The following is a 24,351-nucleotide window of genomic DNA, read 5'->3' as shown; positions in this document are numbered from 1 at the left end:
TGATGACCGCGCCGACCTTCGGCTGCTGTACCGGAGTGCTCACTTCAGCCTGCTCGAGGCGAGGATGGACACCAGGTGCAGCAGCGTCTGCAGGAGCGCGATCCCGGCCAGTACGGCGACGCCGAGGCGGGAGAAGAAGAGGTCGCCCCGGGCCGAGTCCACGATCGCCAGGACCAGGATCAGCAGGGACGCCTCGATGCCGAGGATCAGCCGGTGGAACTTCAGCGCGGCGGCGGCCTTGCGGGCGAGCGCCACGCCGGAGGCGCGCGGCACGGAGGCCGACTCCTGCACGGGCGGCAGCCCCTGCTGGTGCCTGGCGACGCCCACGAGGTCGGTCTCGGCCTTGATCAGGATGGCCCCGAGCGCGGCGAGGGTGCCGAGGAAGGCCCACAGCCAGTCGATCCGCCCCGAGCCCCACAGGTCGGCGGCGCGCAGGCCGAAGCCGACCAGGACCGCGGCGTCGCACAGATAGGCGCCGACCCGGTCCAGGTACACGCCGGACATCGAGTACTGCTTGCGCCAGCGGGCGATCTCGCCGTCGACGCAGTCGAGCAGCAGATACAGCTGCACCGCGACGACGCCGAGCACGGCGCCCGCGATGCCCGGCACGAGGAGGGCCGGGGCCGCGAGCACGCCCGCGACGGTCATCAGGTAGGTCAGCTGATTGGGCGTGATCCTGGTGTTCACCAGGTACCGGTCGCAGCGCAGCGAGATCTCTCGCATGTAGAGGCGTCCCGCCCAGTGCTCACCGCTGCGCCGGTCCTTCACCCCCGCGGGGTGAACGACGGGCCGGAGTTCAGCTACCGATGGCCTTGGCATAGTCGGCGTATGCGTCCTTGATCTGGTCGGTGTTCAGATTGAGGTGCTCGAGGATCGTGTAACGGCCCGGCCGGGTCTGCGGCGCGTACTCCACGACCTGGACGAACTCGTCCACGGTGAAGCCGATCTCCTCCGGCAGGACGGGCAGGCCGTGGCGGCGAAGGACCTCGGCCATGAACGCCGACTCCTCGCGGGCACCGCGCAGGTGCATCGCGAAGGCGGCGCCGAGGCCGCACTGCTCGCCGTGGCTCGCCGCGCGCTTCGGGAACAGCAGGTCGAAGGCGTGGTTGATCTCGTGGCAGGCGCCCGATGCCGGGCGGGAGTCGCCCGAGACGGACATCGCGATGCCGGTGAGGACCAGGCCCTCGGCGAGCACCTGGAGGAAGCTGTCGTCGCCGACGCCGCCGGGGTGGCGCAGGACCGCCTCGCCCGCCTGGCGGGCCATCGCGGCGGCGAGGCCGTCGATGTCCTCGCCGCGCTCGCGGGCGGCGAGCTCCCAGTCCCGGACCGCGGAGATGTTGGACAGGGCGTCGCCGATGCCGGAGCGGACGAAGCGGACCGGGGCCTCACGGATGACGTCGAGGTCGATGACGACCGCGATCGGGTTCGGCACGCCGTACGAGCCGCGGCCCGCGTCGTTGTCGAGGGTCGCGACGGGCGAGCACAGGCCGTCGTGCGACAGGTTCGTCGCGACGGCGACCAGCGGCAGGCCGACGCGCGCCGCGGCGAACTTGGCGCAGTCGATGATCTTGCCGCCGCCGAGGCCGACGACCGCGTCGTAGCGGCCCTTCTTCATGGCGTCGGCGAGCTTGATGGCGTCGTCGAGCGTGCCACCGCCCACCTCGAACCACTCGGCGCCCGGCAGCGACGGCGCGAGCCGCCCCCGCAGGACCGCGCCGGAGCCGCCGCTGATCGCGATGGCGAGCTTGCCGGTCGACGAGCAGATCCTCTGGTCGGCGAGGACACCGGCCAGGTCGTTCAACGCCCCCGGCCGGATGTCGACGACGACCGGCGAGGGGATGAGCCTCGTCAGTACTGGCACGCGATCTCACGTCCCTTGGCGAGGTCGTCGTGGTTGTCGATCTCGACCCACGTGACGTCGCCGATGGGCGCGACGTCGACCTTGAAGCCGCGGTTGACGAGCTCCTGGTAGCCGTCCTCGTAGTACAGGTCGGGGTCGCGCTCGAAGGTGGCCTTCAGGGCGTCGGCGAGCTCCTCGGCGGCCTCGCCCTCGATGAGGGTGACGCCGATGTACTCACCGGTGGCCTCGGCCGGGTCCATCAGCTTGGTGATCTTCTGGACGCCCTTCTCGGGGTCCACGACGACCTTCATCTCCTCGTCGGCGAGCTGCTTCACCGTGTCGAGGGCCAGGATGATCTTCTTGCCGTCGCCGCGGGCGGCGAGCAGCGTCTTCTCGACGGAGACCGGGTGCACGGTGTCGCCGTTGGCGAGGATCACGCTGTGCTTGAGGGCGTCACGGCCGCACCACAGGGAGTAGGCGTTGTTCCACTCCTCGGCCTTGTCGTTGTCGATGAGGGTGAGCTTGAGGCCGTACTTCGCCTCGAGGGCGTCCTTGCGGTCGTAGACGGCTTCCTTGCGGTAGCCGACGATGATCGCGACCTCGGTCAGGCCGATCTCGGCGAAGTTCTTCAGGGTGAGGTCGAGCACGGCCAGCTCGTTCTCGGTTCCCTCGCCCACCACGGGCACCAGCGCCTTGGGCAGCGTTTCGGTGTAGGGACGCAGACGCCGGCCGGCGCCGGCGGCCAGGACGAGGCCGATCATGCGGGTTCTCCTTCATCGTGTACGGCGGGTGCGCCGCGGTTGTGCGCGGTCACCCAGAAGCGGATGCTCTCGACGAGCACCACGAGTGCCACGGCCACGGCGAGCGCCGTGAGCGCGACGGTGAAATCTGTGTTTGTCAGCAGGGCGGCGGCGACGGTGACCGCGAAGGTCCTGCCCTCGTGCCCGCCGATCACCCGCGCCAGCCAGCGCGGCGGCGCGACGACACCGCGAATGCGGTACACGGTGTCGTAGTGATGGTAGGCGACCGCGGCCACCAGGCCGAAAGCCGCGGGAAGGGCTCCGTTCACGTCCGCTTTGGCGGCCAGTACCAGGACTGTGCCGTATTCGGCGGCGCGCAGGAAGGGCGGGACGAGCCAGTCGAGGGCGCCCTTGAGGGGGCGCGCGACGGCCAGACCCGAAGTGATCACGTATCCGGCGGCGGCGATGACCGGCCAGGGGCTGCCGAAGGACGTCAGGGCGGAGGTGGCGACGACGGCCGCGCCGCCCGCGAGGGCGAGGACCGGGGCGAGTGCCGGGACGCCCCGGAGCGTGGCGAGCGCGCCCGCGAAGGGCCCGGTGTCGGCGAGGTCCGCCAGGGCCGTGGCGGCCCGGTCGGTGCGCTCGGCCCTGCGGGTCAGGGAGCGCAGGACGCGGCCCGCGGTGGTGTAGCAGGCGGCGAGCCCGCAGCCGATCAGGAGCACGACGAACGTGACGCGCGGGGTGGTGAGCGCGGTCAGTACGGCGATCAGGGCCCAGCGCTCCCCGATGGGCAGCACGATCATGCGGCGCGCCCACACCGTCCAGCCGCGGCTGTCGAGCTTGTCGGAGAGGGCGGCGGTGGGGCTGGTGTTGGCGGTCGCGTCGTGGTTGGCCTCGTTGAAGGAGAAGTCCACGACGTGGCGGCAGGTCTGGAGGATCATCGCGCCGAGCGCGAGGGCCCAGACGTCATCACCGCCGCGAGCCGCGCCGAGCGCGAGGCCCGCGTAGTACGCGTACTCCTTGGCCCGGTCGAAGGTCGCGTCCAGCCAGGCACCGAGCGTCGAGTACTGCAGGGAGTACCGCGCGAGCTGGCCGTCCGTGCAGTCCAGGACGAAGGAGAAGAGCAGCAGGAGGCCCGCGGCCACGAAGCCGCCGCGGGTGCCGGTGGCCGCGCAGCCCGCCGCGATCAGGGCGACGAGCAGCGAGGCGGTCGTGACCTGGTTCGGGGTGAGGCCGCGCCGGGCGCACCAGCGCGCGAGGTAGCGCGAGTACGGGCTGATGCAGTACGTGGTGAAGAAGCCGTCCCTGGCCTTGACCGCGCTGCGCAGGCGTACGGCCTCGTCGTCGACGGCGGCGACGGCCTGGCGGGCGGCGTTGCGGGTCTCGGGGTCGGTGGGCACGGCCGCGACGAGGGTGCCGAGCTCGGGCCGGTACACGTCGACGTCGGCGGCTTCGAGGGCCTGGGCGAGCTGGTCGGGCACGGCGTCCGGCACGACCGCGACGGGCCCGCCGCCCGCGCCGACGGCCGTGCGCAGCGCGCGCGTGAGCGCGCCGCGGGCCTCGGGCTTGGCGGTGACGGCGCCGGGCACGGCGGCCGCGGCGAAGCGCGGGTCGGTCAGGCCGAGGCGCAGGGCGTGGACGTGACCGACGAAGCGGGTGTCGACGACGGCGACGCGCTGGTCGGCGGGGACGGCCCGCACGAGCGTCTCCGCGTCGGCCGCGTCCCTGGCGGTCCGCACGTCGAAGCCCAGGGACCGCAGATCGCCTTCGAGGGGCGAGCCGGGCACCGGCTGGCCGGTGAGGATGGCGGTCGACAGGACGAACTCACTCCTTGATTCCCGGCGCGGCTCGCGCGGGCACATGCGTGACGGGGGGCGCCCTCGCCGGATGCGGCCGGGCGGCATGTCGGCAGAGGCTATCGGATGATGGGAAGCGGGCGTTCACCGCCCGTTCACGCCCCGATCAGCCCGATCTGCAGGGGGCGGCACGGGCCGCTCCGCCCTTGATCGCCACGATCATCATCGTCGATGGCGGCCCGCGGCCACAAACCGCGCGGCACCGAACCGCCCAAGCCCGCCTAAGGTGGACGCCCATGACATGGCTGATCACAGGTGGAGCGGGATATATCGGGGCACACGTGGCGCGGGCGATGACCGGCGCCGGGGAGCGGGTGGTCGCCCTCGACGACGTGTCGTCCGGGATACCGGAGCGGCTGCCCCCGGACGTCCCCCTCGTACGGGGCTCCTCGCTCGACGGCGAGCTGCTCCGGCGGGTGCTCGCGGAGCACGCGGTGACGGGTGTGGTGCATCTGGCGGCCCGCAAGCAGGTCGGGGAGTCCGTGGCGCAGCCGCTGCGCTACTACCGGGAGAACGTCGGGGGCCTGGTGACGCTCCTGGACGCGGTGGCCGCGGCCGGGATCCGGCGGTTCGTCTTCTCCTCGTCGGCCGCGGTGTACGGGGATCCGCCCGCGGCCGAGACGATCTCCGAGGACACCCCGTGCGCGCCGGTCAGCCCGTACGGCGAGACGAAGCTGGCCGGGGAGTGGCTGGTCCGGGCCACGGGGCGGGCGCACGGGATCGCCACGACCTGCCTCAGGTACTTCAACGTGGCGGGGGCCGCGGCGCCCGAGCTCGCGGACACCGGGGTCTTCAACGTGGTCCCGATGGTCTTCGACCGGCTCACGCGCGGTGAGGCGCCGCGCGTCTTCGGCACCGACCACCCCACGCCGGACGGCACCTGCGTGCGCGACTACGTGCACGTGCAGGACCTGGCCGCGGCGCACCTCGCGGCCGCGCGCAGGACGGCCGCGCCCGGCACCGATCTGACGGTGAACATCGGCCGCGGCGAAGGTGTTTCCGTACGCGAACTCCTCACCGTCATCGGCGAGGTCACCGGGGACACCCGCGCGCCGCTGGTGGAGCCGCGCCGGGCGGGCGACGCGCCGCGCGCGGTCGCCGACGTCCGGCTCGCGGCGCGGGAGCTGGGCTTCACGGCCGGGCTCGGGGTGCGCGAGATGGTGGCTTCGGCGTGGGCGGGCTGGTGTCTGCGCCATCCGGAGGCCGGACCCGCCCGGCCCCTCTGACGCGGACCGTTTTCGCAGGCCAGCGCATATGACAACGGTGTTCAGGGTCGCGTTGCCAGATACCCCCCACCCGTAGTTCACTGTGATCGCCGCCACGGGACGGCGGCACCCTACGGATCCGGAGGACCACGCGATGGGGGCTGGACACGACCACGGCCACGCGCCGCCGACGAACGGCACCGTGACGGCCGGCTACAAGGGCCGGCTGCGCATCGCCCTGTCCATCACCATCACCGTGATGCTGGTGGAGATCGTCGGCGGCGTCGTCGCGGATTCGCTCGCACTGATCGCGGATGCGACGCACATGGCCACCGACGCCGTCGGGCTCGGCATGGCGCTGCTCGCGATCCACTTCGCGGGCCGCCCCGCGAGCGACAGCCGCACCTTCGGCTACGCCCGCGCGGAGATCCTCGCCGCGCTCGCCAACTGTCTGCTCCTGCTCGGCGTCGGCGGCTATGTGCTGTACGAGGCGATCCAGCGGTTCGTCACGCCGTCCGAGACCGCGGGCGGCCTGACCATCGTCTTCGGCCTCATCGGCCTGGCGGCGAACCTCGTCTCGCTGCTCCTGCTGATGCGCGGCCAGAAGGACAGCCTCAATGTGCGCGGCGCCTTCCTGGAGGTCCTCGCGGACGCGCTCGGCTCGGTGGCGGTCCTGGTGTCGGCCGTCGTCATCCTGCTGACCGGCTGGCAGGCCGCCGACCCGATCGCCTCCATCGTGATCGGCCTCATGATCGTGCCGCGCACCTGGAAGCTGCTGCGGGACACCCTGAACGTCCTGCTGGAAGCGGCTCCCAAGGGCGTGGACATGGCCGAGGTGCGGAGCCACATCCTGGCCCTGCCCGGGGTCGAGGACGTCCACGACCTGCACGCCTGGACCATCACCTCGGGCATGCCGGTGCTCTCCGCCCACGTCGTGGTGAGCCCCGAGACGCTCAGCGCCGTCGGCCACGAGAAGATGCTGCACGCCCTCCAGGGCTGCCTGGGCGACCACTTCGACGTCGAGCACTGCACGTTCCAGCTGGAGCCCGGCGGCCACGCGGAGCACGAGCCGAAGCTCTGTCACTGACAGCGCGCGGGCGCTGGTTCTGTGGTGGCGCACGCTGCCCCGCGCGCCGTGCGCGCCCCCGGCGAGCATCCGGTCCTCGTCCCGGGCCGCCCCGGCCACCGGGCGCGGTGCGGCGTCGCGGTACGCGATCAAGCCAAGTTTCGAGGTCCTGGACGGGCCGGTGACGGCGCTGGTCCTTGACGGGCCCGGCGGGCGGGCGGGTCCGGCGGGCGGGCCGCGCGGCGCGATCGGCTCCGCGGCGGCGCCGGGCGTCCGCCCGCGCCCCGGCCGCGCAACGTGTTCGCAGCGTTGCGGACGGGACATGCGGGGCCCCCGGAGTGCCGGGCGCACCGATGTCGTACGGCAGACTTGGGCTCCGAGACCGAAGCGAAGGATGGGTATGCCGATCACACCTGCCACCGCGGCGCACAGCTCGTCGAACGGCACCGGAGAGACAATCATGCTCGAGCTCGTCGACGAGGACGGCAGGACCATCGGCACGGCGGAGAAGCTGGCCGCGCACCAGGCCCCCGGACAGCTGCACCGGGCGTTCTCCGTCTTCCTCTTCGACGAGCAGGGGCGGCTGCTGCTCCAGCAGCGCGCGCTCGGCAAGTACCACTCCCCCGGCGTGTGGTCCAACACCTGCTGCGGCCACCCGTACCCCGGCGAGGCGCCGTTCGCGGCGGCGGCCCGGCGCACCTTCGAGGAGCTGGGCGTCTCCCCGTCGCTGCTCGCCGAGGCGGGCACGGTCCGCTACAACCACCCGGACCCGGAGTCGGGCCTGGTGGAGCAGGAGTACAACCACCTGTTCGTCGGCATGGTGCAGGCCGATCTGCGCCCGGACCCGGCCGAGGTGGGCGAGACGGTGTTCGTGACGGCCGACGAGCTGGCCGAGCGGCACGCCAAGGGGCCGTTCTCCGCGTGGTTCATGACGGTCCTGGACGCGGCGCGGCCCGCCATCAAGGAGCTGACGGGCCCGGGCGCGGGCTGGTAGTCCGCCGCTCCCCCGGCGCCGCTAGGCGGTGTTCGGCTTCAGGGGCAGGGCCGCCCAGATGACCTTGCCCCCGCTCGCCGTGTGCTCGACGTCGCAGGCGCCGCCCGCCTCGCGGGTGATCTCCCGCACCAGGAGCAGCCCGCGCCCGCCGGTCTGGCCGTGATCGGCCACCAGGGCGGTCGGGCGGTAGGGGTGGTTGTCCTCGACGGACACCCGCACCCACTCGGCGCCGACCGCGACCTCCACGGCGAGCGTGGGCGACAGCAGCGCCGCGTGCCGCACCGCGTTGGTGACCAGCTCGGAGACGATCAACAGCAGACCCTGCACCAGCTCGTCGGGGGCCGGTACGCCCTGGCGCGCCAGCAGGTCGCGCACCGCGTGCCGCGCCTGGGGCACGGACGCGTCGACGGCGGGCGCGGTGAACCGCCACACCCCTTCGTACGGCACTCGCCCGCTGCCCCGGGGGAGCGGGCCCGGCGCCCTCCCGTCGTTCCCCATCGCCCGGTCGCCGCCCTCGCGCTCGATTGTCACCACACGTCGAGTGTTGGGAACGCACTGGTCCGGACCGCGCTACTGACCAGAAGTCAGCGAGTATCGACGGGATTTGATCGCGGCCGCATGGCGGCGTCAGTTGCGCGACTGGTCCTGCCCTTCTTGTGCTGCCTTCACAGGTTCTTCAGGTTGTACGGCTTCCTGGGCCCCGCCGCCGTCGGCGCCCACGCGGTCCGACACCAGGCTGATGATGCGCCGGGCGCCGATGCCCGTGGCCAGCAGTCCCAGGCCGTCGAAGAGCAGCGCGAGCGAGAAGAAGCAGCCGATGACGTACTGGCTGCTGCTCGGCCACCCGGCGAGCACGAGGACGCCGAGCAGGACGCCGAAGGCGCCTTGCAGCAGCGTCACGGCCATCTGCGGGCCGCGCACCACCAGGCTGCCCACAAGCCGGAACACCCCGCCGGTGAGGAAGAGGAGCGCCGCGAACATCGTCAGCGCCTCGGCGGCCACGTCGGGCCTGCGGATGACGACGACGCCCGCCGCGAGGTTCAGCGCGGCGACGACCACGCCGAGCCAGAAGAAGCTGGTGCCCCGCGACTGCACGGCGTGCAGCAGCGCCACGATGCCGCCGACGAGCAGCAGCCAGCCGAACAGGAGCATCGAGGTGAGAGTGGCGACCCCGGCGTAGACCAGGCCGACGAGCCCGCCGACGGCCAGGACGGCGCCGAGCAGCGCCAGCCAGCCGAAGCTGCGGCTGAGGGCCCTGGGGTCCGCGCCGCCGGGGCCTTCCTGGTCCCGGGTCGCGTCGCGCGCCGCAGCGCGCGCCTTGTCGCGTCCGAACATGAGCGTCTCCGTCCGCTGTGCGAAGCCGCCCCTTCTTGATCGTACGTTCGTACGGTGCGGATAGCATCCGGCGCATGGAGCCGCAGCTGAGGCAGGCCGTCGCGGACGGCGTCGCCACCGTCGTCATCGACCACCGGGCCAAGCGCAACGCCATGACGGCGGACATGTGGCGCGCGCTGCCGCCGCTGCTCGATGCGCTCGCCTCCGACCCGGCGGTCCGCGTGCTGGTCCTCACCGGCGCGGGCGACACCTTCTGCGCGGGCGCCGACATCTCCTCGCTGCGCGCCGAGCCCGGTCGGCCGCAGGAGCTCGCGGTCCGCGCGGAGGAGGCCCTGGCCGCCTTCCCCAAGCCGACGCTCGCGGCGGTGCGCGGGTACTGCGTGGGCGGCGGCTGCCAGCTCGCGGCGGCCTGCGACCTGCGGTTCGCCGACGAGGACGCGTCGTTCGCGGTCACTCCGGCGAAGCTGGGCATCGTCTACCCGGCCTCGTCGACGCGCCGTCTGGCCGCGCTCGCGGGCCCGGCCACGGCGAAGTACCTGCTGTTCTCCGGCGAGTTGATCAGCGCGGCGCGGGCGCTGCGGACGGGCCTGGTGGACGAGGTCCTGCCGGTGGGCGGACTGGACGGGCGCGTGAAGGAGTTCACGCGCGTCCTCGCCTCCCGCTCGCTCCTGACGCAGGCGGCGGCCAAGGAGTTCGCGGCGGGCCGCGCCGACCGAGAGGCCCACTGGGCGGACCAGGAGCGCGGCAGCGGCGACACCGCCGAGGGTGTCGCCGCCTTCCTGGAGCGCAGGCAGCCGCGCTTCACCTGGACCGTGCCGGAGGGTGCGGCTACGCCGGGGCGTCCTTGAACCGGGTCTGCTCGCGGAACATCTCCACGAGGTGGGCGGGCGCCTTCTTCGGCGAGCCCGCGTCGTAGGGCGGCTGCGGGTCGTACTCGGTGATGAGCTGGACGGTCCGGGCCCGCTCGTCGCCGGCGATCCTGCCGACGAGCGCGAGGCCCATGTCGATGCCGGAGGAGACACCGGCGGCCGTCACGTACTTGCCGTCGAAGACCACCCGCTCCTCCGAGGGGCGGACGCCGAGCTTCTCCAGTTCGCCGAGGGCGAGCCAGTGGGACGTCGCGGTGCGCCCCTCGAGCAGCCCGGCGGCGGCGAGCGCGAGGGAGCCGGTGCACACGGACGTCGTCCAGGTGCTGGTGGCGTCGGCGGTGCGCAGCCAGTCCAGGAGCGGTGCGTTCTCCATCTGGTCGCTCTGGCCCGGTCCGCCGGGGACCACGAGCACGTCCGGGTGCGCGACCTCGGCGAAGGTCTTGTCGGCGACGAGGGCGAGCCGCCCGCTGTCGTCGCGCACGGTCCCGGCGCGCTCGGCCACGAAGACGACCTCCGCGTCCGGGATACCGCCGAGCATCTGGTAGGGACCGATCGCGTCCAGGGCGGTGAAGCGCTCGTACAGGGCGATGGCTATCTGCATGCGGACTCCTAGAGGGTGACGGGGTGCGGGTGGGACGCGGGCAGGGGTGCGTGGAAGCGGCGGCGGTACTCGGCGGGCGGGGTGCCGAGCGCCTTGAGGAAGGCGCGGCGCATCGCCTCCGGGGTGCCGTAGCCGCAGGCGCGGGAGACCTCCTCGACGCCGCGCGAGGTGTCTTCGAGCAGGCGGCGCGCGTGCTCGACGCGGACGCGGTCGACGTACTTGCCGGGCGTCATGCCGGTCTCCGCCTGGAAGGCGCGGGCGAAGTGGCGCGGCGAGAGCCGGGCGCGGGCGGCCAGCTTCTCGACGCCGAGGTCGTCGTCCGGGTGCTCGGTGATCCACTGCTGGACCTCGCGCAGCGGCTCGCGGCTCGCGGTCTGCGCGGCGAGCTGGGCGCTGAACTGCGCCTGGTTGCCGGGTCGGCGCAGGAACACGACGAGGTGGCGGGCGATGGTGAGCGCCGTCGCGCGGCCCAGGTCCTCCTCGACCAGGGCGAGCGCGAGGTCGATGCCCGCCGTGACGCCCGCCGAGGTCGCCACGTGCCCGTCGCGTACGTAGATGGGGTCCGGCTGGACCTCGACGGCCGGGTGGTCGCGGGCGAGCTTGTCGCAGTACGCCCAGTGGGTCGTCGCGCGGCGGCCGTCGAGCAGGCCCGCGCGGGCGAGCACGACCGCCCCGGTGCACACCGAGACGAGCCGCCGGGCGCGGGGACCGTGGGCGCGCACCCAGTCGACCAGGCGGGGCACTTCCGGGCGGGTGCCGATGCCGCCGGGCACGACCAGGGTGTGCGGGGCGGGGGCGTCCGCCAGGGTGTGGTCGGGGACCAGGGTGAGGCCGCTGGACGTGCGCACGGGGGCGCCGTCGAGGGACGCGGTGCACACCCGGTACGCGGGGCCGCCGTCGGGCCCGGTGGCCCCGCCGAAGACCTCCACGGGGCCGGTGACATCGAGACTCTGCACGCCTTCGAAGAGGACGACCAGGACGGTTCGCTGCGCCATGCCGTCGATTCTTGGGGCAGCGCGGGATGGCCGCAATGACGGGCACCCCACCTTTTCTGCCATGGGTCGGGGCGCCTCCCGCGGCGCCGGGGGTGACCGGCCCCACTCTTCACGTCATACCAACCAGTCGGTAGCGTACGGGCATGACCTCTCCCACGGCCTCCCCCACGAGCTCGTCCGCGACCGGTGCGGGCCCGCACCCGCGCGCGGGACGGCGCTGTCACAGCGTGCTCAACACCCTGCACTCCACCCACTACTTCGCCCCCGACCTGGGGCGGGAGCTGGGCGCCCTGGGAATCACGCACCCCAGGGCCGTCAACTTCGCCGCGCGCGCGGCGGCGATGGGTGCCGTCGGCGCCGGGACCGTGACGGCGGCCTTCTTCAGCTACCGGCCGGAGACCGTCGCCGAGCACGTCCCCGCGGTGTGGCGCGCCGCCGCTCCCGGGGACGTCCTGGCGGCGCGCCTGCGGGCCGTGGACACGACGCTGCGGCGCCTTCTCGGCGACGAGGCCGTCGCGTCGCCGGAGATGGCCGAGGCGGCGCGGCTCGCGCTGCGCGCCACGGAGGCCTGCGTGCGCAGCGCCCGACCGCTGTACGCGGCCCACGCCGACCTGCCCGTGCCCGACGAGCCGCACCTGGCGTACTGGCACGCCGCGACGCTGCTGCGCGAGCACCGGGGCGACGGGCACCTGGCCGCGCTCCTGGACGCCGAACTCGACGCCGTGGAGGCCCTGGTGAGCCACACGGCGACCGGCAAGGGCATGACGCCCAAGCGGAACCTGCTCACGCGCGGCTGGGCCCAGGAGGACTGGGACGGGGCCGTGGAGCGGCTGCGGGCGCGCGGAGTCGTGGACGCCGAGGGCGAGTTGACCCAGACGGGCGTGGCGCTGCGGCAGGCGGTCGAGGAGCGCACCGACCGCCTCGACCGGGCGCCGTACGCGCACCTGGGCGAGGCCGGGGTCGAGCGGCTCACCGAGCTCGGCGGCGCCTTCGCCCAGGCCGCGCTGCGCGCGGGGGCGTTCCCCGCGGACCTGCTCGGCAAGGCGTGAGGCCGGCGGGCGGGCGCCGGGTCCGACGCCACCGCGCGCCGGCACGCATGGCACGCGGCTCCCGAGGTACTCGTCCGGCCCCGGCCCGCCTCTGAGTGGCGGGCCGCGTGCCGAAGGGAGATCCACGTGTTCCGTGCTATCGCGGACGTGCTGCGACAGATCGGGGCGGCGCTCGCGACGGTGGTGACGCTGCCGTTCCGGGCCCTGGCCCGGCTCTTCGGCGGAGCCTCCCGTTCCGGGCGTCGTGGCGGAGGAGGCGCGCGACGGCCGGGGCGGACCCGCCGGGTCTGACTCCCCCGCTGTCCGTGCCACCTGCCACAATTGCCGGGCAACCTCAGTGAGAAGGCGGTACCGGAACGTGGCACCTTTGCAGACGTCGGCTCCAGCGTCCATCGAAAGCAGGATCGCCGAGGAACTCGGCGTACGGGAGCGGCAGGTCAAGGCCGCCGTCGACCTGCTCGACGGCGGGTCGACGGTGCCTTTCATCGCGCGCTACCGCAAGGAGGCGACCGAGTCGCTCGACGACGCGCAGCTGCGCACGCTCGAAGAGCGCCTGCGCTATCTGCGCGAGCTGGAGGAGCGGCGCGCCGCCGTCCTCGAATCGGTGCGCGAGCAGGGCAAGCTCACCGAAGAGCTGGAGGCGCGCATCCGCGAGGCCGACACCAAGGCCCGCCTCGAGGACATCTATCTGCCGTACAAGCCCAAGCGGCGCACCAAGGCCCAGATCGCCCGCGAGGCGGGTCTTGAGCCGCTGGCCGAAGGGCTGCTCGGCGACCCGGCCGTGGAGCCGCTGGCGGCCGCTGCCGCGTTCGTCGACGCCGACAAGGGCGTCGCGGACGCGCAGGCCGCGCTCGACGGCGCCCGGGCCATCCTCACCGAGCGCTTCTCCGAGGACGCCGACCTGATCGGCGAGCTGCGCGAGCGCATGTGGGTGCGCGGGCGGCTCGCCGCCAAGGTGCGCGAGGGCAAGGAGGAGGCGGGCGCGAAGTTCGCCGACTACTTCGACTTCGCCGAGCCGTTCACGGAGCTGCCCTCGCACCGCGTCCTGGCCCTGCTGCGCGGCGAGAAGGAAGACGTCCTGGACCTCGTCCTGGAGCCGGAGGAGGCCACGGAGGGCCCGACGTCGTTCGAGGGCACGGTGGCCCAGCGCTTCGGCATCGCCGACCGCGGCCGTCCCGGCGACAAGTGGCTGAAGGACACGGTCCGCTGGGCCTGGCGCACCCGCATCCTGGTGCACCTGGGCATCGACCTGCGGCTGCGCCTGCGCACCGCCGCCGAGGACGAGGCCGTGCGGGTCTTCGCCTCGAACCTGCGCGACCTGCTGCTCGCCGCCCCGGCGGGCACGCGCGCGACGCTCGGCCTGGACCCGGGTTTCCGTACGGGCGTGAAGGTCGCCGTCGTGGACGCGACCGGCAAGGTCGTCGCGACGGACACGATCTACCCGCACGTCCCGGCGAACAAGTGGGACGAGTCCCTCGCGAAGCTCGCCCGGCTCGCCGAGGAGCACGCGGTCGACCTGGTCGCGATCGGCAACGGCACGGCGTCGCGCGAGACGGACAAGCTCGCCGCCGACCTGATCGGCAGGCACCCGGAGCTGAAGCTCACCAAGGTGATGGTCTCCGAGGCGGGCGCTTCGGTGTACTCGGCCTCCGCGTTCGCCTCCCAGGAGCTGCCGGACCTGGACGTGTCGCTGCGCGGCGCCGTCTCCATCGCTCGCCGCCTCCAGGACCCGCTCGCCGAGCTGGTGAAGATCGACCCGAAGTCCATCGGCGTCGGCCAGTACCAGCACGACCTGTCCGAGGTGAAGCTGTCCCGCTCCCTCGACGCGGTCGTCGAGGACTGTGTGAACGGCGTGGGCGTGGACGTGAACACGGCCTCGGCCCCGCTGCTCGCCCGCGTCTCCGGCATCGGCTCCGGCCTCGCCGAGAACATCGTGGCGCACCGCGACACGAACGGCCCCTTCCGCAGCCGCAAGGCCCTCAAGGACGTCGCGCGCCTCGGCCCGAAGGCGTACGAGCAGTGCGCGGGCTTCCTGCGCATCCGCGGCGGCGACGACCCGCTGGACGCCTCCAGCGTGCACCCCGAGGCGTACCCGGTGGTGCGGCGGATGGTGAAGGAGGCGGGCGTCGACGTGCCGTCCCTCATCGGCAACACGGCGACGCTGCGCTCCTTGAAGCCCACCGCCTTCGTGGACGACGTCTTCGGTCTGCCGACCGTCACGGACATCCTCAAGGAGCTGGAGAAGCCCGGCCGCGACCCGCGACCCGCCTTCAAGACGGCCACGTTCAAGGAGGGCGTCGAGAAGATCGGCGACCTGTCCTCCGGGATGGTGCTCGAAGGCGTCGTCACGAACGTCGCGGCGTTCGGCGCGTTCGTCGACGTCGGCGTGCACCAGGACGGCCTGGTGCACGTCTCCGCGATGTCCAAGACCTTCGTCAAGGACCCGCGGGACGTGGTGAAGCCGGGCGACATCGTGAAGGTGAAGGTCCTGGACGTCGACGTGCCGCGCAAGCGCGTCTCGCTGACGCTGCGTCTGGACGACGAGCCCGCCAAGGGCTCCGCCCCGGGTGAGGGCCGCAGGGAGCGTGGCGGGCGGCCGCCGCAGCAGCGGCAGCAGCAGCCCCGCGGGGGGCAGCAGAACCGGGGCGGCCGTGCCAAGGGGAGCGCCCCTCGGCAGGGACCGCCGCCTGCGAACGACGCCATGGCGGAGGCGCTGCGCCGGGCCGGGTTGGTCGACCCCAAGCGCCGTTAGGTGCTTCGTGTGTGGGGTGTCTGCGGGCCGGCCGTGGCTGGGCCCGCAGTTCCCCGCGCCCCTACGGGGCGCGCCGTTCGGTCACCTTGCCGTCTGTTACCTCCAGGCGGCGGGTGACGCGTACGGCGTCCAGCATGCGGCGGTCGTGCGTGACCAGGAGCAGCGTGCCCTCGTAGGTGTCGAGCGCGGACTCCAGCTGCTCGATGGCGGGCAGGTCGAGGTGGTTCGTCGGCTCGTCGAGGACCAGCAGGTTCACACCCCGGCCCTGGAGCAGCGCGAGCGCGGCGCGGGTGCGCTCGCCCGGGGAGAGGGTCGCCGCGGAGCGCAGTACGTGGTCGGCCTTCAGACCGAACTTGGCGAGGAGCGTGCGGATCTCGGCCGGTTCGGTGTCGGGCACGGCCGCGCGGAAGGCGTCGAGCAGCGTCTCCTCGCCGTGGAAGTGGGCCCGCGCCTGGTCGACCTCGCCCACCACGACGCCGGAGCCGAGCGCGGCGTGCCCCGCGTCCACGGGGGTGCGGCCGAGCAGGGCGCGCAGCAGCGTCGTCTTGCCGGAGCCGTTCGCGCCGGTGATGGCGACGCGGTCGGCCCAGTCGAGCTGGAGGTGCACCGGGCCGAGCGTGAACGGACCGCGGCGCACCACGGCGTCGCGCAGCGTGGCGACCACGGCGCCGGAGCGCGGGGCCGCGGCGATCTCCATCTGCAGCTGCCACTCCTTGCGGGGCTCGTCGACGACGTCGAGCCGCTCCAGCATCCGCTGCGTCTGACGGGCCTTCGCGGCCTGCTTCTCGCTGGCCTCGCTGCGGAACTTGCGGCCCAGCTTGTCGCTGTCGGTGGCCTTGCGGCGGGCGTTCTTCACGCCCTTGTCCATCCACGACCGCTGCATCTGGGCCCGGTCCTGGAGCGCGGCCTTCTTGTCGGCGTACTCCTCGTACTCGTCGCGGGCGTGGCGGCGGGCGACCTCGCGCTCCTCCAGATAGGCGTCGTAGCCGCCGCCGTACAGGTTGATCTGCTGCTGCGCCAGGTCGAGTTCGAGGACCTTGGTGACGGTGCGGGAGAGGAACTCGCGGTCGTGGCTGACGACCACGGTGCCCGCGCGCAGGCCGCGCACGAACTCCTCGAGGCGCTCCAGGCCCGCGAGGTCCAGGTCGTTGGTGGGCTCGTCGAGCAGGAAGACGTCGTAGCGCGAGAGCAGCAGCGAGGCCAGGCCCGCGCGGGCGGCCTGGCCGCCGGAAAGGGACGTCATCTCCTGGTCGAGGTCCACGCCCAGGCCCAGCGACCGCGCGACGTCCTCGGCGCGCTCGTCGAGGTCGGCGCCGCCGAGGGCGAGCCAGCGCTCCAGGCTCGCCGCGTACGCGTCGTCGGCGCCGGGCGCGCCCGCGACGAGGCCCTCGGTCGCCTCGTCCATCGTCAGCTGTGCGGCGGTGACCCCGGTGCGCCGGGACAGGAACGCGCGGATCGACTCGCCGGGGCGGCGGTCGGGCTCCTGCGGCAGGTGTCCGACGATCGCCGCGGGCGGCGACAGGCTGATCCGGCCGGACTCCGGAGTGTCGACGCCCGCGAGCAGGCGGAGCAGGGTGGACTTGCCGGCGCCGTTCGCGCCGACGAGGCCGATGACGTCGCCGGGGGCGACAACGAGGTCGAGTCCCTCGAAGAGGGAGCGGTCGCCGTGGCCGGCGGCGAGTTGCTTGGCGACGAGGGTTCCATTCATCAGGGGTCGAGCCTAACCGGTGGGCACGGCCCCGGGACGGCGGCGGTCAGCCGGAGGCCGCGGCCGCCACCAGGACCGCGTCGGAGGTGCGGGCCACCACGTACGGTGCCCCGCCCGGCAGGGGCACCCGGTGCTCGCCCGGCTCCAGGACCTCGTCGAAGACCTCGTGGACGCGGGCCCGGCGCAGCCGCCCCACGCGGTAGGCGGTGAGGCGCACCCGGCACGGCGACGTGACCTCGGTGACGACCGCTCCGTCGGTGACCGCGAGCCGTGCCAGGCGCCGCTGTGCCTCCGGGCCCGGGTCCAGGGCGTACTCGATCTGCGCGACGAGCAGCGGCACGATCGGCGCGAGCCCGTCGACGTACGCGACGTCGACCCCGGCGCGCTCGAACGCCTCGTGCACGGAGCCGCGCACCCGCTCGGGCACGGCCCGCCCGAACGCCACGGCGCCGTAGGTGCGCAGTTCCTCCGCCGGTACGCCCGCCGCGTCCGCGGCGATCTCCGCGCCGATGCCGATGGTGCGCAGCGCCGCCGCGAGCTTCGCGAGCAGCGCGACGCGCGCCCCGATGAGCAGGACACGGCGGCGCACGGCGCCCGGGTCGTCGCCGGTGAGCAGGCGGCCGAGCTGTTCGCGGTACTCCCCGCCCTGGAAGCGGAACGGGCCTATGCCGCGGTAGCCGTTCAGCTCCAGGTCGGCGTGATCGGAGGTCTGCCAGGCGAAGTCCCGCCACACGTAGTCGTCCCCCGCCCGCTCGATGACGGCCGTGACCGCGCCGCAGTCCAGGCCCTCGCACTCGGGACAGCCGTAGATCACGTAGCGGCCGTCGAGCAGCGGCGGGTCCGCTTCGAGGAGGAGCCGGCGCACATGCGTGGTGAAGATCGCCGGGGGGATGTCGGACGCGAGCGGGGAGACGGCGTCGAGGTCGGCGAGCTGGAACAGCAGCGGGCGGCCGTTCACGATGAAGTCGACGAAGTCGCGGTGCACTTGGTAGGCACCGCTCGCGAGAACTCCACCGGCGCGCATCGCCGGTGCCAGGCCGAAGGTCGCGTACTCGGCAAGCATGGTGTGAGTATCCCCACCCGCGCGGGCTTCTGCGCGCCCCTTGACGGCTTCCGCTACGTTTCGGGGATGACGCATGGTGATGACACGGATGTGATCGTGGTGGGGGGCGGCGTCGCGGGGCTCACCACGGCGGTGGTGCTCGCGGAGCGCGGACGCCGGGTGCGGGTGTGGACGCGGGAGCCCGCGGAGCGGACGACCTCGGCTGTTGCGGGCGGCCTGTGGTGGCCGTACCGCATCGAGCCGGAGGGGCTCGTCGGCGACTGGTCGCTCATATCGCTCGAGCGGTACCGGGAGTTGGCGGCCGACCCCGGGCGCACGGGCGTACGCATGGTCGAGGGCGTACACGCCGAGACCGGCCTGGACACGCTCGGCCCGTGGGCGAAGCGGGTGCCGGGGCTTCGGGCGACGACGGCCGAGGAGTACGCGGGCGTCGGCCTGTGGGCACGGCTTCCGCTGATCGACATGCCGACGCACCTCGGGTGGCTGCGCGAGCGGCTGCGCGCGGCGGGCGGCTCGGTGGAGGTCAGGGCGGCAGTGTCGCTCGCCGAGCCGCTGGCCCTGGCGCGGCACGTCGTCAACTGCTCGGGGCTCGGCGCCCGGAGCCTGGTCCCGGACGACACGGTGCGCCCGGTGCGCGGGCAGCTGGTCCTGGTGGAGAACCCGGGGGTCCGGACGTGGTTCACGGCCGCGGACAGCGCGTCCGACGAGACGACGTACTTCCTGCCGCAGCCCGGCGGCCTCGTGCTCGGCGGGACGGCGGAGGACGGGGTGTGGTCCCTGGAGCCGGATCCGGCGGTGGCGGAGGCGATCGTGGCGCGCTGTGCCCGGGTGCGCCCCGAGATCGGCGGGGCGCGGATCATCGGCCACCGGGTGGGGCTGCGGCCCGCCCGGCCCGCCGTGCGCCTCGAGCGTGAGCGCGTGCACGACGGGCGTGCGCTCGTGCACAACTACGGGCACGGCGGGGCGGGCGTCACGGTCGCGTGGGGCTGCGCGCGGGCCGCGGCGGAGCTCTTGTCGGAGACGGACGGGGTCGCGGCGGGCTGACCGGGCCTTCGCCCCGTCGGCGCGGCCCGCCGCGACCCCGCTTGCTCAGCGGGCGGGGTCGGGCTGCGACGACGGGGTGTCGCCGCCGGTGTCGGCGTCCGTGCTGTCGCTCGGGCCGATCTGGAGCTCGAAGTCCCCGTCGTACTGCTCGTGACCGGCGAGGACGGCCCGCTCCACGGCGTCCGTGCCGTGTTCGCCGCGCACGATCAGCGGGTCGTGGCGCAGGTCCTTCATCAGCGCCACACACATCCCGATCATCACGAGGACGAACGGCGCGGCCGCCAGGATCGTCAGATTCTGCAGACCGGTGAGCGCGTTGTCCTTGCCGTCGCCGATGAGCAGCATGATGGCGGCGACCGCGCCCGTGACCACGCCCCAGAAGATGACGACCAGGCGGCCGGGTTCCAGCGAGCCCTTCTGGGAGAGCGTGCCCATGACGATGGACGCGGCGTCTGCTCCGGAGACGAAGAAGATGCCGACGAGGATCATCACGAGCAGGCTCGTGGCGGTGGCGATCGGGTACTCGTGCAGCAGGCCGAACAGCTGGGCCTCGGGGGTGGTGTCGCCCTCCAGGCCGCCGCGCTCCTTGACCGTCATCGCGCTGCCGCCGAAGACGGCGAACCAGAGGAGGCTGACCGTGCTCGGCACGAGGATCACGCCGCCCACGAACTGCCGGATCGTACGGCCCCGGCTGATGCGGGCGATGAACATGCCGACGAAGGGCGTCCAGGAGATCCACCAGGCCCAGTAGAAGACCGTCCAGCTGCCCAGCCAGTCGGAGACGCCCTTGCCGCTTGAGGCCTCGGTGCGCCCGATGAGCTGCGGCAGGTCACCCAGGTAGGAGCCGATCGAGGTGGGCACCAGGTCGAGGATGATGACGGTGGGGCCCGCGATGAAGACGAAGACGACCAGGACGAGGGCGAGCACCATGTTGATGTTCGACAGCCACTGGATGCCCTTCTCGACGCCGGAGACCGCGGACGCGACGAACGCCACGGTCAGGACGGCGATGATGGTGACGAGCAGCCCGGTGCCGGCCTTGTCCATCCAGTCCAGCTCTTCGAAGCCGCTGCCGATCTGCAGGGCGCCGAGGCCCAGGGACGCGGCGGAGCCGAAGAGCGTGGCGAAGATGGCGAGGATGTCGATGACGCGGCCCCACGCTCCGTGGGCGTGCTTCTCGCCGATGAGCGGCACGAACACGGAGCTGATGGTCTGCCGCCTGCCCCGCCGGAACGTGCTGTACGCGATGGCGAGGCCGACGACGGCGTAGATCGCCCAGGGGTGCAGCGTCCAGTGGAAGAGCGTCGTCGCCATGGAGGTCTCCATGGCGGCGGCCTTGTCGTCGGGGTGGGTGCCGGGCGGCGGGTTGGTGAAGTGGGCGAGCGGTTCGCTCACGCCGTAGAACATCAGACCGATGCCCATGCCCGCGCTGAACATCATCGCGACCCAGGACACGGTGCGGAACTCGGGTTCCTCGCCCTCCCGGCCGAGCGTGATCTTGCCGTAGCGGCTGACGGCGAGCCACAGGGCGAAGACCACGAAGCCGGACGCCGCCAGCATGAAGGCCCAACCACCGTTGTGGATCAGGCCTTCCAGCATGTCCGACGAGACGTCTTCGAGGGTGTCCGTGGCGGTGGCGCCCCACACCACGAAGGCGAGGGTGAGCACGGCGGTGACACCGAACACCACCCGGTCGGTCTGGGCCGGCCGGCCGCCGGAGTGGCCCTCCACGGACAGTGGTGGGCCTCCTCCGGCGTCCGGCTTCTGGGATTCCTGTGTCACGAGTGCACCTTTCGCGGAGTGAGCACGGCTGACGGTTCGTCGGTTGTTCTTCTCTCCGCTAACCCCCTACCACATGTGACGTGCCCGCACCGGGCTCAACAGTCGGTGTCGGGCCGCCCCGTGACGAGGTGGTGGGAGGCCCGGGCGTCGAGCAGGAGCGGGACGAGGGCGCGGGCGGACTGGCGCAGCGGGACCAGGGCGCCGCCGTGGCCGTCGCGGCGCGCGGTCACGCCGTGCAGATCGAGTTCGTCCTGGACGTCGGCGTACTGCTCCGGGGTCAGGCGGTAGCCGCAGGCCGGGTCCTGGATGATCTCGTTCGGCTCGGCCGGGTCGTTGTCGGCGCCGCCCAGGTAGACGGGGCCGCGGTCGCGCAGGCCCTTGAGGCGCGACGCCGTGGTGGCGGCCTCCAGGCGCCACCTGTGCTCGTCGGCGTAGCTGAAGAGGCCCTTCAGGGCGGAGCGTTGGGAGTGGACGCGGCGGCGGTTGTTCAGGGCCGGGTCGTTCTTCTCCGCCTCGGTGAGGGGGTCGACGCGGCTTTCGATGAGCAGGCCCGCGGCGTGCTTGATGCCGGAGACGTTGCGCAGGATGCGCTCCTGGCCGTCGCCCGCGACCTGCTTGACGGGCTCACCGGTGACGGGGTCGGTCCAGATGCCGTAGGTGCCTGTGGTGTAGCCGTCGGCGGTCGCGGCGGGCCGGACGTGGTCGAGGGAGAGCTCCTTGGCCTCCCGGTGCACCGCGTCGTCGGTGTTGAGGTTGCGCGGCCAGAGGTCGAACAGGTCCTTGTCGTAGTACTTCGGCGTGGCCCCGTACTCGTGCAGGTCGTAGATGGCGTCCGGGGCGCGGTCGCGGATGACGGCGGCGAGTGCGCGGCCCTCCTCGGTCTTGAGGGCGATGTGGTCGCGGTTGATGTCGACGCCGTCGGCGTTGCCGCGGGTGTTCGCGGCGCGGCCGTCCGGGTTGGCGGTGGGCACGACGAGCAGCGTGGTGCGCGACAGGAACCGCCTCGTCTGCTTGTCCTTGGCGTACGCGAGGTCGCGGACCGTGCTCAGGCAGGCCTCGCGGCCCGACGGCTCGTCACCGTGCTGGCTGCACACGAGGAGCACGGTGGACGCGGCGCGGCGCTCGCCGACGCGGACGAGCTGGAGCGGTCTGCCCTGCTCGGTGGTGCCGATGCGGGAGACGGAGACCCGGCTGCTCGCCCTGTCCACGGCGGCGAGGAGCCGCTGTTCCTCGGGCTGACTGGTCCAGCGTGCCCCGCCGCTCTGCTCGAAGCCGGTGCGCGGCGGGGTCTCGGCGGCCTGCGCGGGCACCGTCACGAGCGGCGCGGCGAGCGCGGCACAGGCACCGGCCAGGGCCAGCGCGCGGATGCGGGATGTCATGAAGTACGGCCTCCCGGTCGGGGGTTCAGGGGACGCGCGGGGGCCACGCCGTCCAGGCGGGACTCGCGCGGAACGGTAGCGTGCGGGGCGGTCGTGAGGGCCTTGTCACCGCCGACGAGCGGCAACCGGGCGAATGTGCGGGCGAGGTCCACGGTGAGGGTCGGGGTGTCGGCGGGCGCGGTGATGAGGTTGCGGTCGGTGCCCCCGACGATCAGCGCGAGCCGGTGCCCCTTCGGCACGACGTGGTCACTGGCGGCCAGGTCGAGGGTGATGGTGACGGGTTCGCCGGGGGTCAGCGGGCGGCCGCGGTGGTCGTCCGCGTGGTTGCCGAGGTCGGCCCAGCCGCGGCTGAAGATGGTGTAGTCGACGTCCTTGGTGCGGGCGGCGGTGTCCTTGAAGCAGGCGCTGTCGCCGTCCGTGCTCGCGCCCCAGCAGCTGCGCGAGGGCAGGGTCGTGATGCCTTCCCCGGCCGCCGCGTAGTCGCGGATGGTGTCGGGTCCGACGTCGACGAGTACGGCGCTCAGATGCGCGGTGGGGGCCGACGGCGTGACGGTGACGGTGACCTTCGAGGAGCCGGACAGGCGCAGGTCGCGGGTGAGCGGCCGGGTGGTGAAGCCCGCCTTGGCGGGGGTGGGGGTGTCGACGGCGGACGCCCAGTCGGTCTCGCCGAGACGGCGGTCGTCGGTGAAGGACTCGGTGCCCTTGCCGCGGCGGGTGCCGAGCACGCCGACGCCCGGCGCGGTGCCCTTCGCGGGGCGGAGGGTCACGGTGTCGGTGGCGCGCGGCGGCCAGACGCGGTCGGTGGTCCACCGGTCGGGGGCGCGCTCGATGTCGGCCATGGGCTCGCGGTCGACGCCGTTGCGGTAGCCGAGCAGCTCGTGGTCGAACCAGCGGTGCAGGGTGCGCACCCAGTCCGCGCGGCGGAAGTCGAAGGGATCGACGTGCCCGGCTTGGCTGAGCCACACCTTGCGCTGCACGCCCGCGTCGCCGAGGGCGTCCCACCACTGGCCGAAGTGCTTCATGCGCACGTTCAGGTCCTGGAGCCCGTGGACGGCGAAGACGCTGGCCCGCACCTTGTCGGCGTCGGGGACGTAGTCGCGCGCGGTCCACAGCGGGGTCCAGTCGCCGCTGCGCGGCGCGCCCTCGACGAGGCGCCGCTGCACGTGGCCGCAGCGGGCGCGGGCCTCGGGGCTCTCGATGCCGTTGGACAGGCCGTCGGGGCCGCTGTTGAACAGCGGGGCGCCCTTGGCGAAGTAGTAGTCGTACCAGGAGGAGATGGCGCCGATCGGCACGATGGTCTCCAGGCCCTCGACGCCGGTGGCGGCGACGCCGTTGGCGACGGTGCCGTCGTAGCTCTTGCCGATCATGCCGGTGCGGCCGTTGCTCCAGGTGGCGCGGGCGCGTTCGGCGCCGGTGCGGGAGGTGTAGGCGCGGGCCCGGCCGTTCAGCCAGTCGACGACGGCCTTGGCGGACTGGATGTCGGAGCGGCCGCCGACGTCCACGCAGCCGTCGGAACGGTTCGTTCCGGTGAGGTCGACGGCGACGTAGCCGTAGCCCCGGGGCACGAAGTAGTTGTCGTAGTACAGCGGGAGCTGCACCGGGTTGCCCGCGGCGTCGTAGGTCTTCTTCTGGCTCTCGTTGCCGCGGCCGCAGCAGGCGTAGTACGGGCTCGCGTCCATGATCACGGGTATCTCGCGGCCGCGTTGCGCGAGTTCGCGGGGGCGGACTATGTCGACGGCGACGCGGTCGGTCCTGCCGTCCTCGTCGCCGTCGATCCGGGTGTCGACCCACACGGACTCGCGTATCGCGTCCGCGTAGGAGTAGACGGGTCTGCTCTCCTTGGCCCCGGCGTGCGCCGTCGGGGTGCGTGGCGCGGTGTGCGCGGCGCCCGGGGCGAGGAGGGTGGCGAGCAGGGCGGCGAGTGCCGCCGTCAGAAGCGTTCGCCACATCGGCAGGCGCATGCGCGCGCGTATCGGCATGGCCGGAAGGTACACGCGTCAACTGCGGCCGGAAAGAGGGCCGCAGGAGGTGGTGAAAGGTGCGTGGGACGTCATGGCACATGTCGGCCGAATG

21 protein-coding genes are annotated in these 24,351 nt (G+C 73.1%); 8 read left to right on the top strand and 13 right to left on the bottom strand.

All coding sequences use genetic code 11. The annotated features are described in order from the left end of the window. Nucleotides 1–39 precede the first annotated feature (39 nt). From CP982_RS34135 to CP982_RS34120, 4 genes are read right to left on the bottom strand one after another with little or no spacing between them, the layout of a single operon-like run. Nucleotides 40–819 (bottom strand): CDP-alcohol phosphatidyltransferase family protein, encoded by a 780-nt coding sequence (locus CP982_RS34135; protein WP_150513989.1) that lies wholly within the window; start codon nt 817–819, stop codon nt 40–42. Then, nucleotides 797–1,861, bottom strand: a complete 1,065-nt coding sequence (locus tag CP982_RS34130; protein ID WP_150513988.1) for an iron-containing alcohol dehydrogenase family protein — start codon at nt 1,859–1,861, stop codon at nt 797–799. Before CP982_RS34130 ends, CP982_RS34135 begins: the two co-directional genes overlap by 23 nt. Then, complete coding sequence (locus CP982_RS34125) at nt 1,849–2,601, bottom strand: phosphocholine cytidylyltransferase family protein (protein WP_150513987.1); 753 nt, start codon at nt 2,599–2,601, stop codon at nt 1,849–1,851. The genes CP982_RS34130 and CP982_RS34125 overlap by 13 nt, the downstream gene beginning before the upstream one ends. Further along, nucleotides 2,598–4,397 carry a DUF5941 domain-containing protein gene (locus tag CP982_RS34120; protein WP_150515861.1) on the bottom strand — a complete coding sequence of 600 codons (1,800 nt, stop codon included), beginning with the start codon at nt 4,395–4,397 and terminating at the stop codon, nt 2,598–2,600. The genes CP982_RS34125 and CP982_RS34120 overlap by 4 nt, the downstream gene beginning before the upstream one ends. Nucleotides 4,398–4,672: 275 nt before the next feature. Here CP982_RS34120 and galE point away from each other — a divergent pair, with 275 nt between their 5' ends. The 3 genes from galE (at nt 4,673) to idi (ending at nt 7,701) form a co-directional block, all read left to right on the top strand. Beyond that, on the top strand, nt 4,673–5,662 hold the full coding sequence (gene galE, locus CP982_RS34115; protein ID WP_150513986.1) for a UDP-glucose 4-epimerase GalE: 990 nt from the start codon (nt 4,673–4,675) through the stop codon (nt 5,660–5,662). Nucleotides 5,663–5,795: 133 nt separating this feature from the next. Then, on the top strand, nt 5,796–6,728 hold the full coding sequence (locus CP982_RS34110; RefSeq protein ID WP_150513985.1) for a cation diffusion facilitator family transporter: 933 nt from the start codon (nt 5,796–5,798) through the stop codon (nt 6,726–6,728). A gap of 379 nt (nt 6,729–7,107) precedes the next feature. Next, complete coding sequence (gene idi / locus CP982_RS34105; protein ID WP_150513984.1) at nt 7,108–7,701, top strand: isopentenyl-diphosphate Delta-isomerase; 594 nt, start codon at nt 7,108–7,110, stop codon at nt 7,699–7,701. 21 nt (nt 7,702–7,722) lie between these two features. Here the strand turns inward: idi and CP982_RS34100 are convergent, their stop codons facing one another. Both CP982_RS34100 and CP982_RS34095 read right to left on the bottom strand, forming a co-directional pair. Beyond that, nucleotides 7,723–8,235 carry an ATP-binding protein gene (locus CP982_RS34100; protein ID WP_150513983.1) on the bottom strand — a complete coding sequence of 171 codons (513 nt, stop codon included), beginning with the start codon at nt 8,233–8,235 and terminating at the stop codon, nt 7,723–7,725. A 93-nt stretch (nt 8,236–8,328) separates the two neighbouring features. Next, nucleotides 8,329–9,036: an HdeD family acid-resistance protein gene (locus CP982_RS34095; protein WP_150513982.1), complete on the bottom strand. Its 708-nt coding sequence runs from the start codon at nt 9,034–9,036 to the stop codon at nt 8,329–8,331. Nucleotides 9,037–9,110: 74 nt separating this feature from the next. On the opposite strand from CP982_RS34095, the gene CP982_RS34090 reads away from it, so the two are divergent. Then, on the top strand, nt 9,111–9,884 hold the full coding sequence (locus tag CP982_RS34090; RefSeq protein WP_150513981.1) for an enoyl-CoA hydratase/isomerase family protein: 774 nt from the start codon (nt 9,111–9,113) through the stop codon (nt 9,882–9,884). Here CP982_RS34090 and CP982_RS34085 read toward each other — a convergent pair. Beyond that, nucleotides 9,865–10,506, bottom strand: a complete 642-nt coding sequence (locus CP982_RS34085; RefSeq protein ID WP_150513980.1) for a DJ-1/PfpI family protein — start codon at nt 10,504–10,506, stop codon at nt 9,865–9,867. The genes CP982_RS34090 and CP982_RS34085 overlap by 20 nt on opposite strands. Before the next feature lie 8 nt (nt 10,507–10,514). After that, on the bottom strand, nt 10,515–11,501 hold the full coding sequence (locus CP982_RS34080) for a GlxA family transcriptional regulator (RefSeq protein ID WP_150513979.1): 987 nt from the start codon (nt 11,499–11,501) through the stop codon (nt 10,515–10,517). 143 nt (nt 11,502–11,644) lie between these two features. On the opposite strand from CP982_RS34080, the gene CP982_RS34075 reads away from it, so the two are divergent. The 3 genes from CP982_RS34075 (at nt 11,645) to CP982_RS34070 (ending at nt 15,302) form a co-directional block, all read left to right on the top strand. Continuing rightward, a complete protein-coding gene (locus tag CP982_RS34075; RefSeq protein WP_150513978.1) occupies nt 11,645–12,550 on the top strand; it encodes an SCO6745 family protein in 906 nt (301 codons plus the stop codon). Between the two features lie 126 nt (nt 12,551–12,676). Beyond that, a complete protein-coding gene (locus tag CP982_RS41935; RefSeq protein ID WP_170316539.1) occupies nt 12,677–12,841 on the top strand; it encodes an LPFR motif small protein in 165 nt (54 codons plus the stop codon). A gap of 67 nt (nt 12,842–12,908) precedes the next feature. Next, nucleotides 12,909–15,302 (top strand): Tex family protein, encoded by a 2,394-nt coding sequence (locus CP982_RS34070; protein WP_150513977.1) that lies wholly within the window; start codon nt 12,909–12,911, stop codon nt 15,300–15,302. Nucleotides 15,303–15,363: 61 nt separating this feature from the next. On the opposite strand, the gene CP982_RS34065 is transcribed toward CP982_RS34070, so the two are convergent. Beyond that, nucleotides 15,364–17,010: an ABC-F family ATP-binding cassette domain-containing protein gene (locus CP982_RS34065; protein WP_150513976.1), complete on the bottom strand. Its 1,647-nt coding sequence runs from the start codon at nt 17,008–17,010 to the stop codon at nt 15,364–15,366. Between the two features lie 46 nt (nt 17,011–17,056). After that, nucleotides 17,057–18,073, bottom strand: coding sequence for an oxidoreductase (locus CP982_RS34060; protein WP_150513975.1), 1,017 nt, complete (start codon nt 18,071–18,073; stop codon nt 17,057–17,059). 66 nt (nt 18,074–18,139) lie between these two features. Between CP982_RS34060 and CP982_RS34055 the strand changes: the two genes are divergently transcribed. Beyond that, nucleotides 18,140–19,117, top strand: a complete 978-nt coding sequence (locus CP982_RS34055; RefSeq protein ID WP_150513974.1) for an FAD-dependent oxidoreductase — start codon at nt 18,140–18,142, stop codon at nt 19,115–19,117. A gap of 45 nt (nt 19,118–19,162) precedes the next feature. Here CP982_RS34055 and CP982_RS34050 read toward each other — a convergent pair whose 3' ends face one another. The 3 genes from CP982_RS34050 to CP982_RS34040 form a co-directional block, all read right to left on the bottom strand. Further along, nucleotides 19,163–20,899 (bottom strand): BCCT family transporter, encoded by a 1,737-nt coding sequence (locus CP982_RS34050; protein WP_372503465.1) that lies wholly within the window; start codon nt 20,897–20,899, stop codon nt 19,163–19,165. Nucleotides 20,900–20,994: 95 nt separating this feature from the next. After that, the gene (locus CP982_RS34045) at nt 20,995–22,278 is read right to left on the bottom strand and encodes a M14 family metallopeptidase (protein WP_150513973.1); all 1,284 of its coding nucleotides are present in this window, start codon (nt 22,276–22,278) and stop codon (nt 20,995–20,997) included. Continuing rightward, nucleotides 22,275–24,257: a Xaa-Pro dipeptidyl-peptidase gene (locus CP982_RS34040; protein WP_150513972.1), complete on the bottom strand. Its 1,983-nt coding sequence runs from the start codon at nt 24,255–24,257 to the stop codon at nt 22,275–22,277. The genes CP982_RS34045 and CP982_RS34040 overlap by 4 nt, the downstream gene beginning before the upstream one ends. Nucleotides 24,258–24,351 lie beyond the last annotated feature (94 nt).

Source organism: Streptomyces spectabilis, assembly GCF_008704795.1.
GTDB lineage: Bacteria > Actinomycetota > Actinomycetes > Streptomycetales > Streptomycetaceae > Streptomyces > Streptomyces spectabilis.
This window is presented reverse-complemented; position numbering and strand designations above follow the sequence as displayed.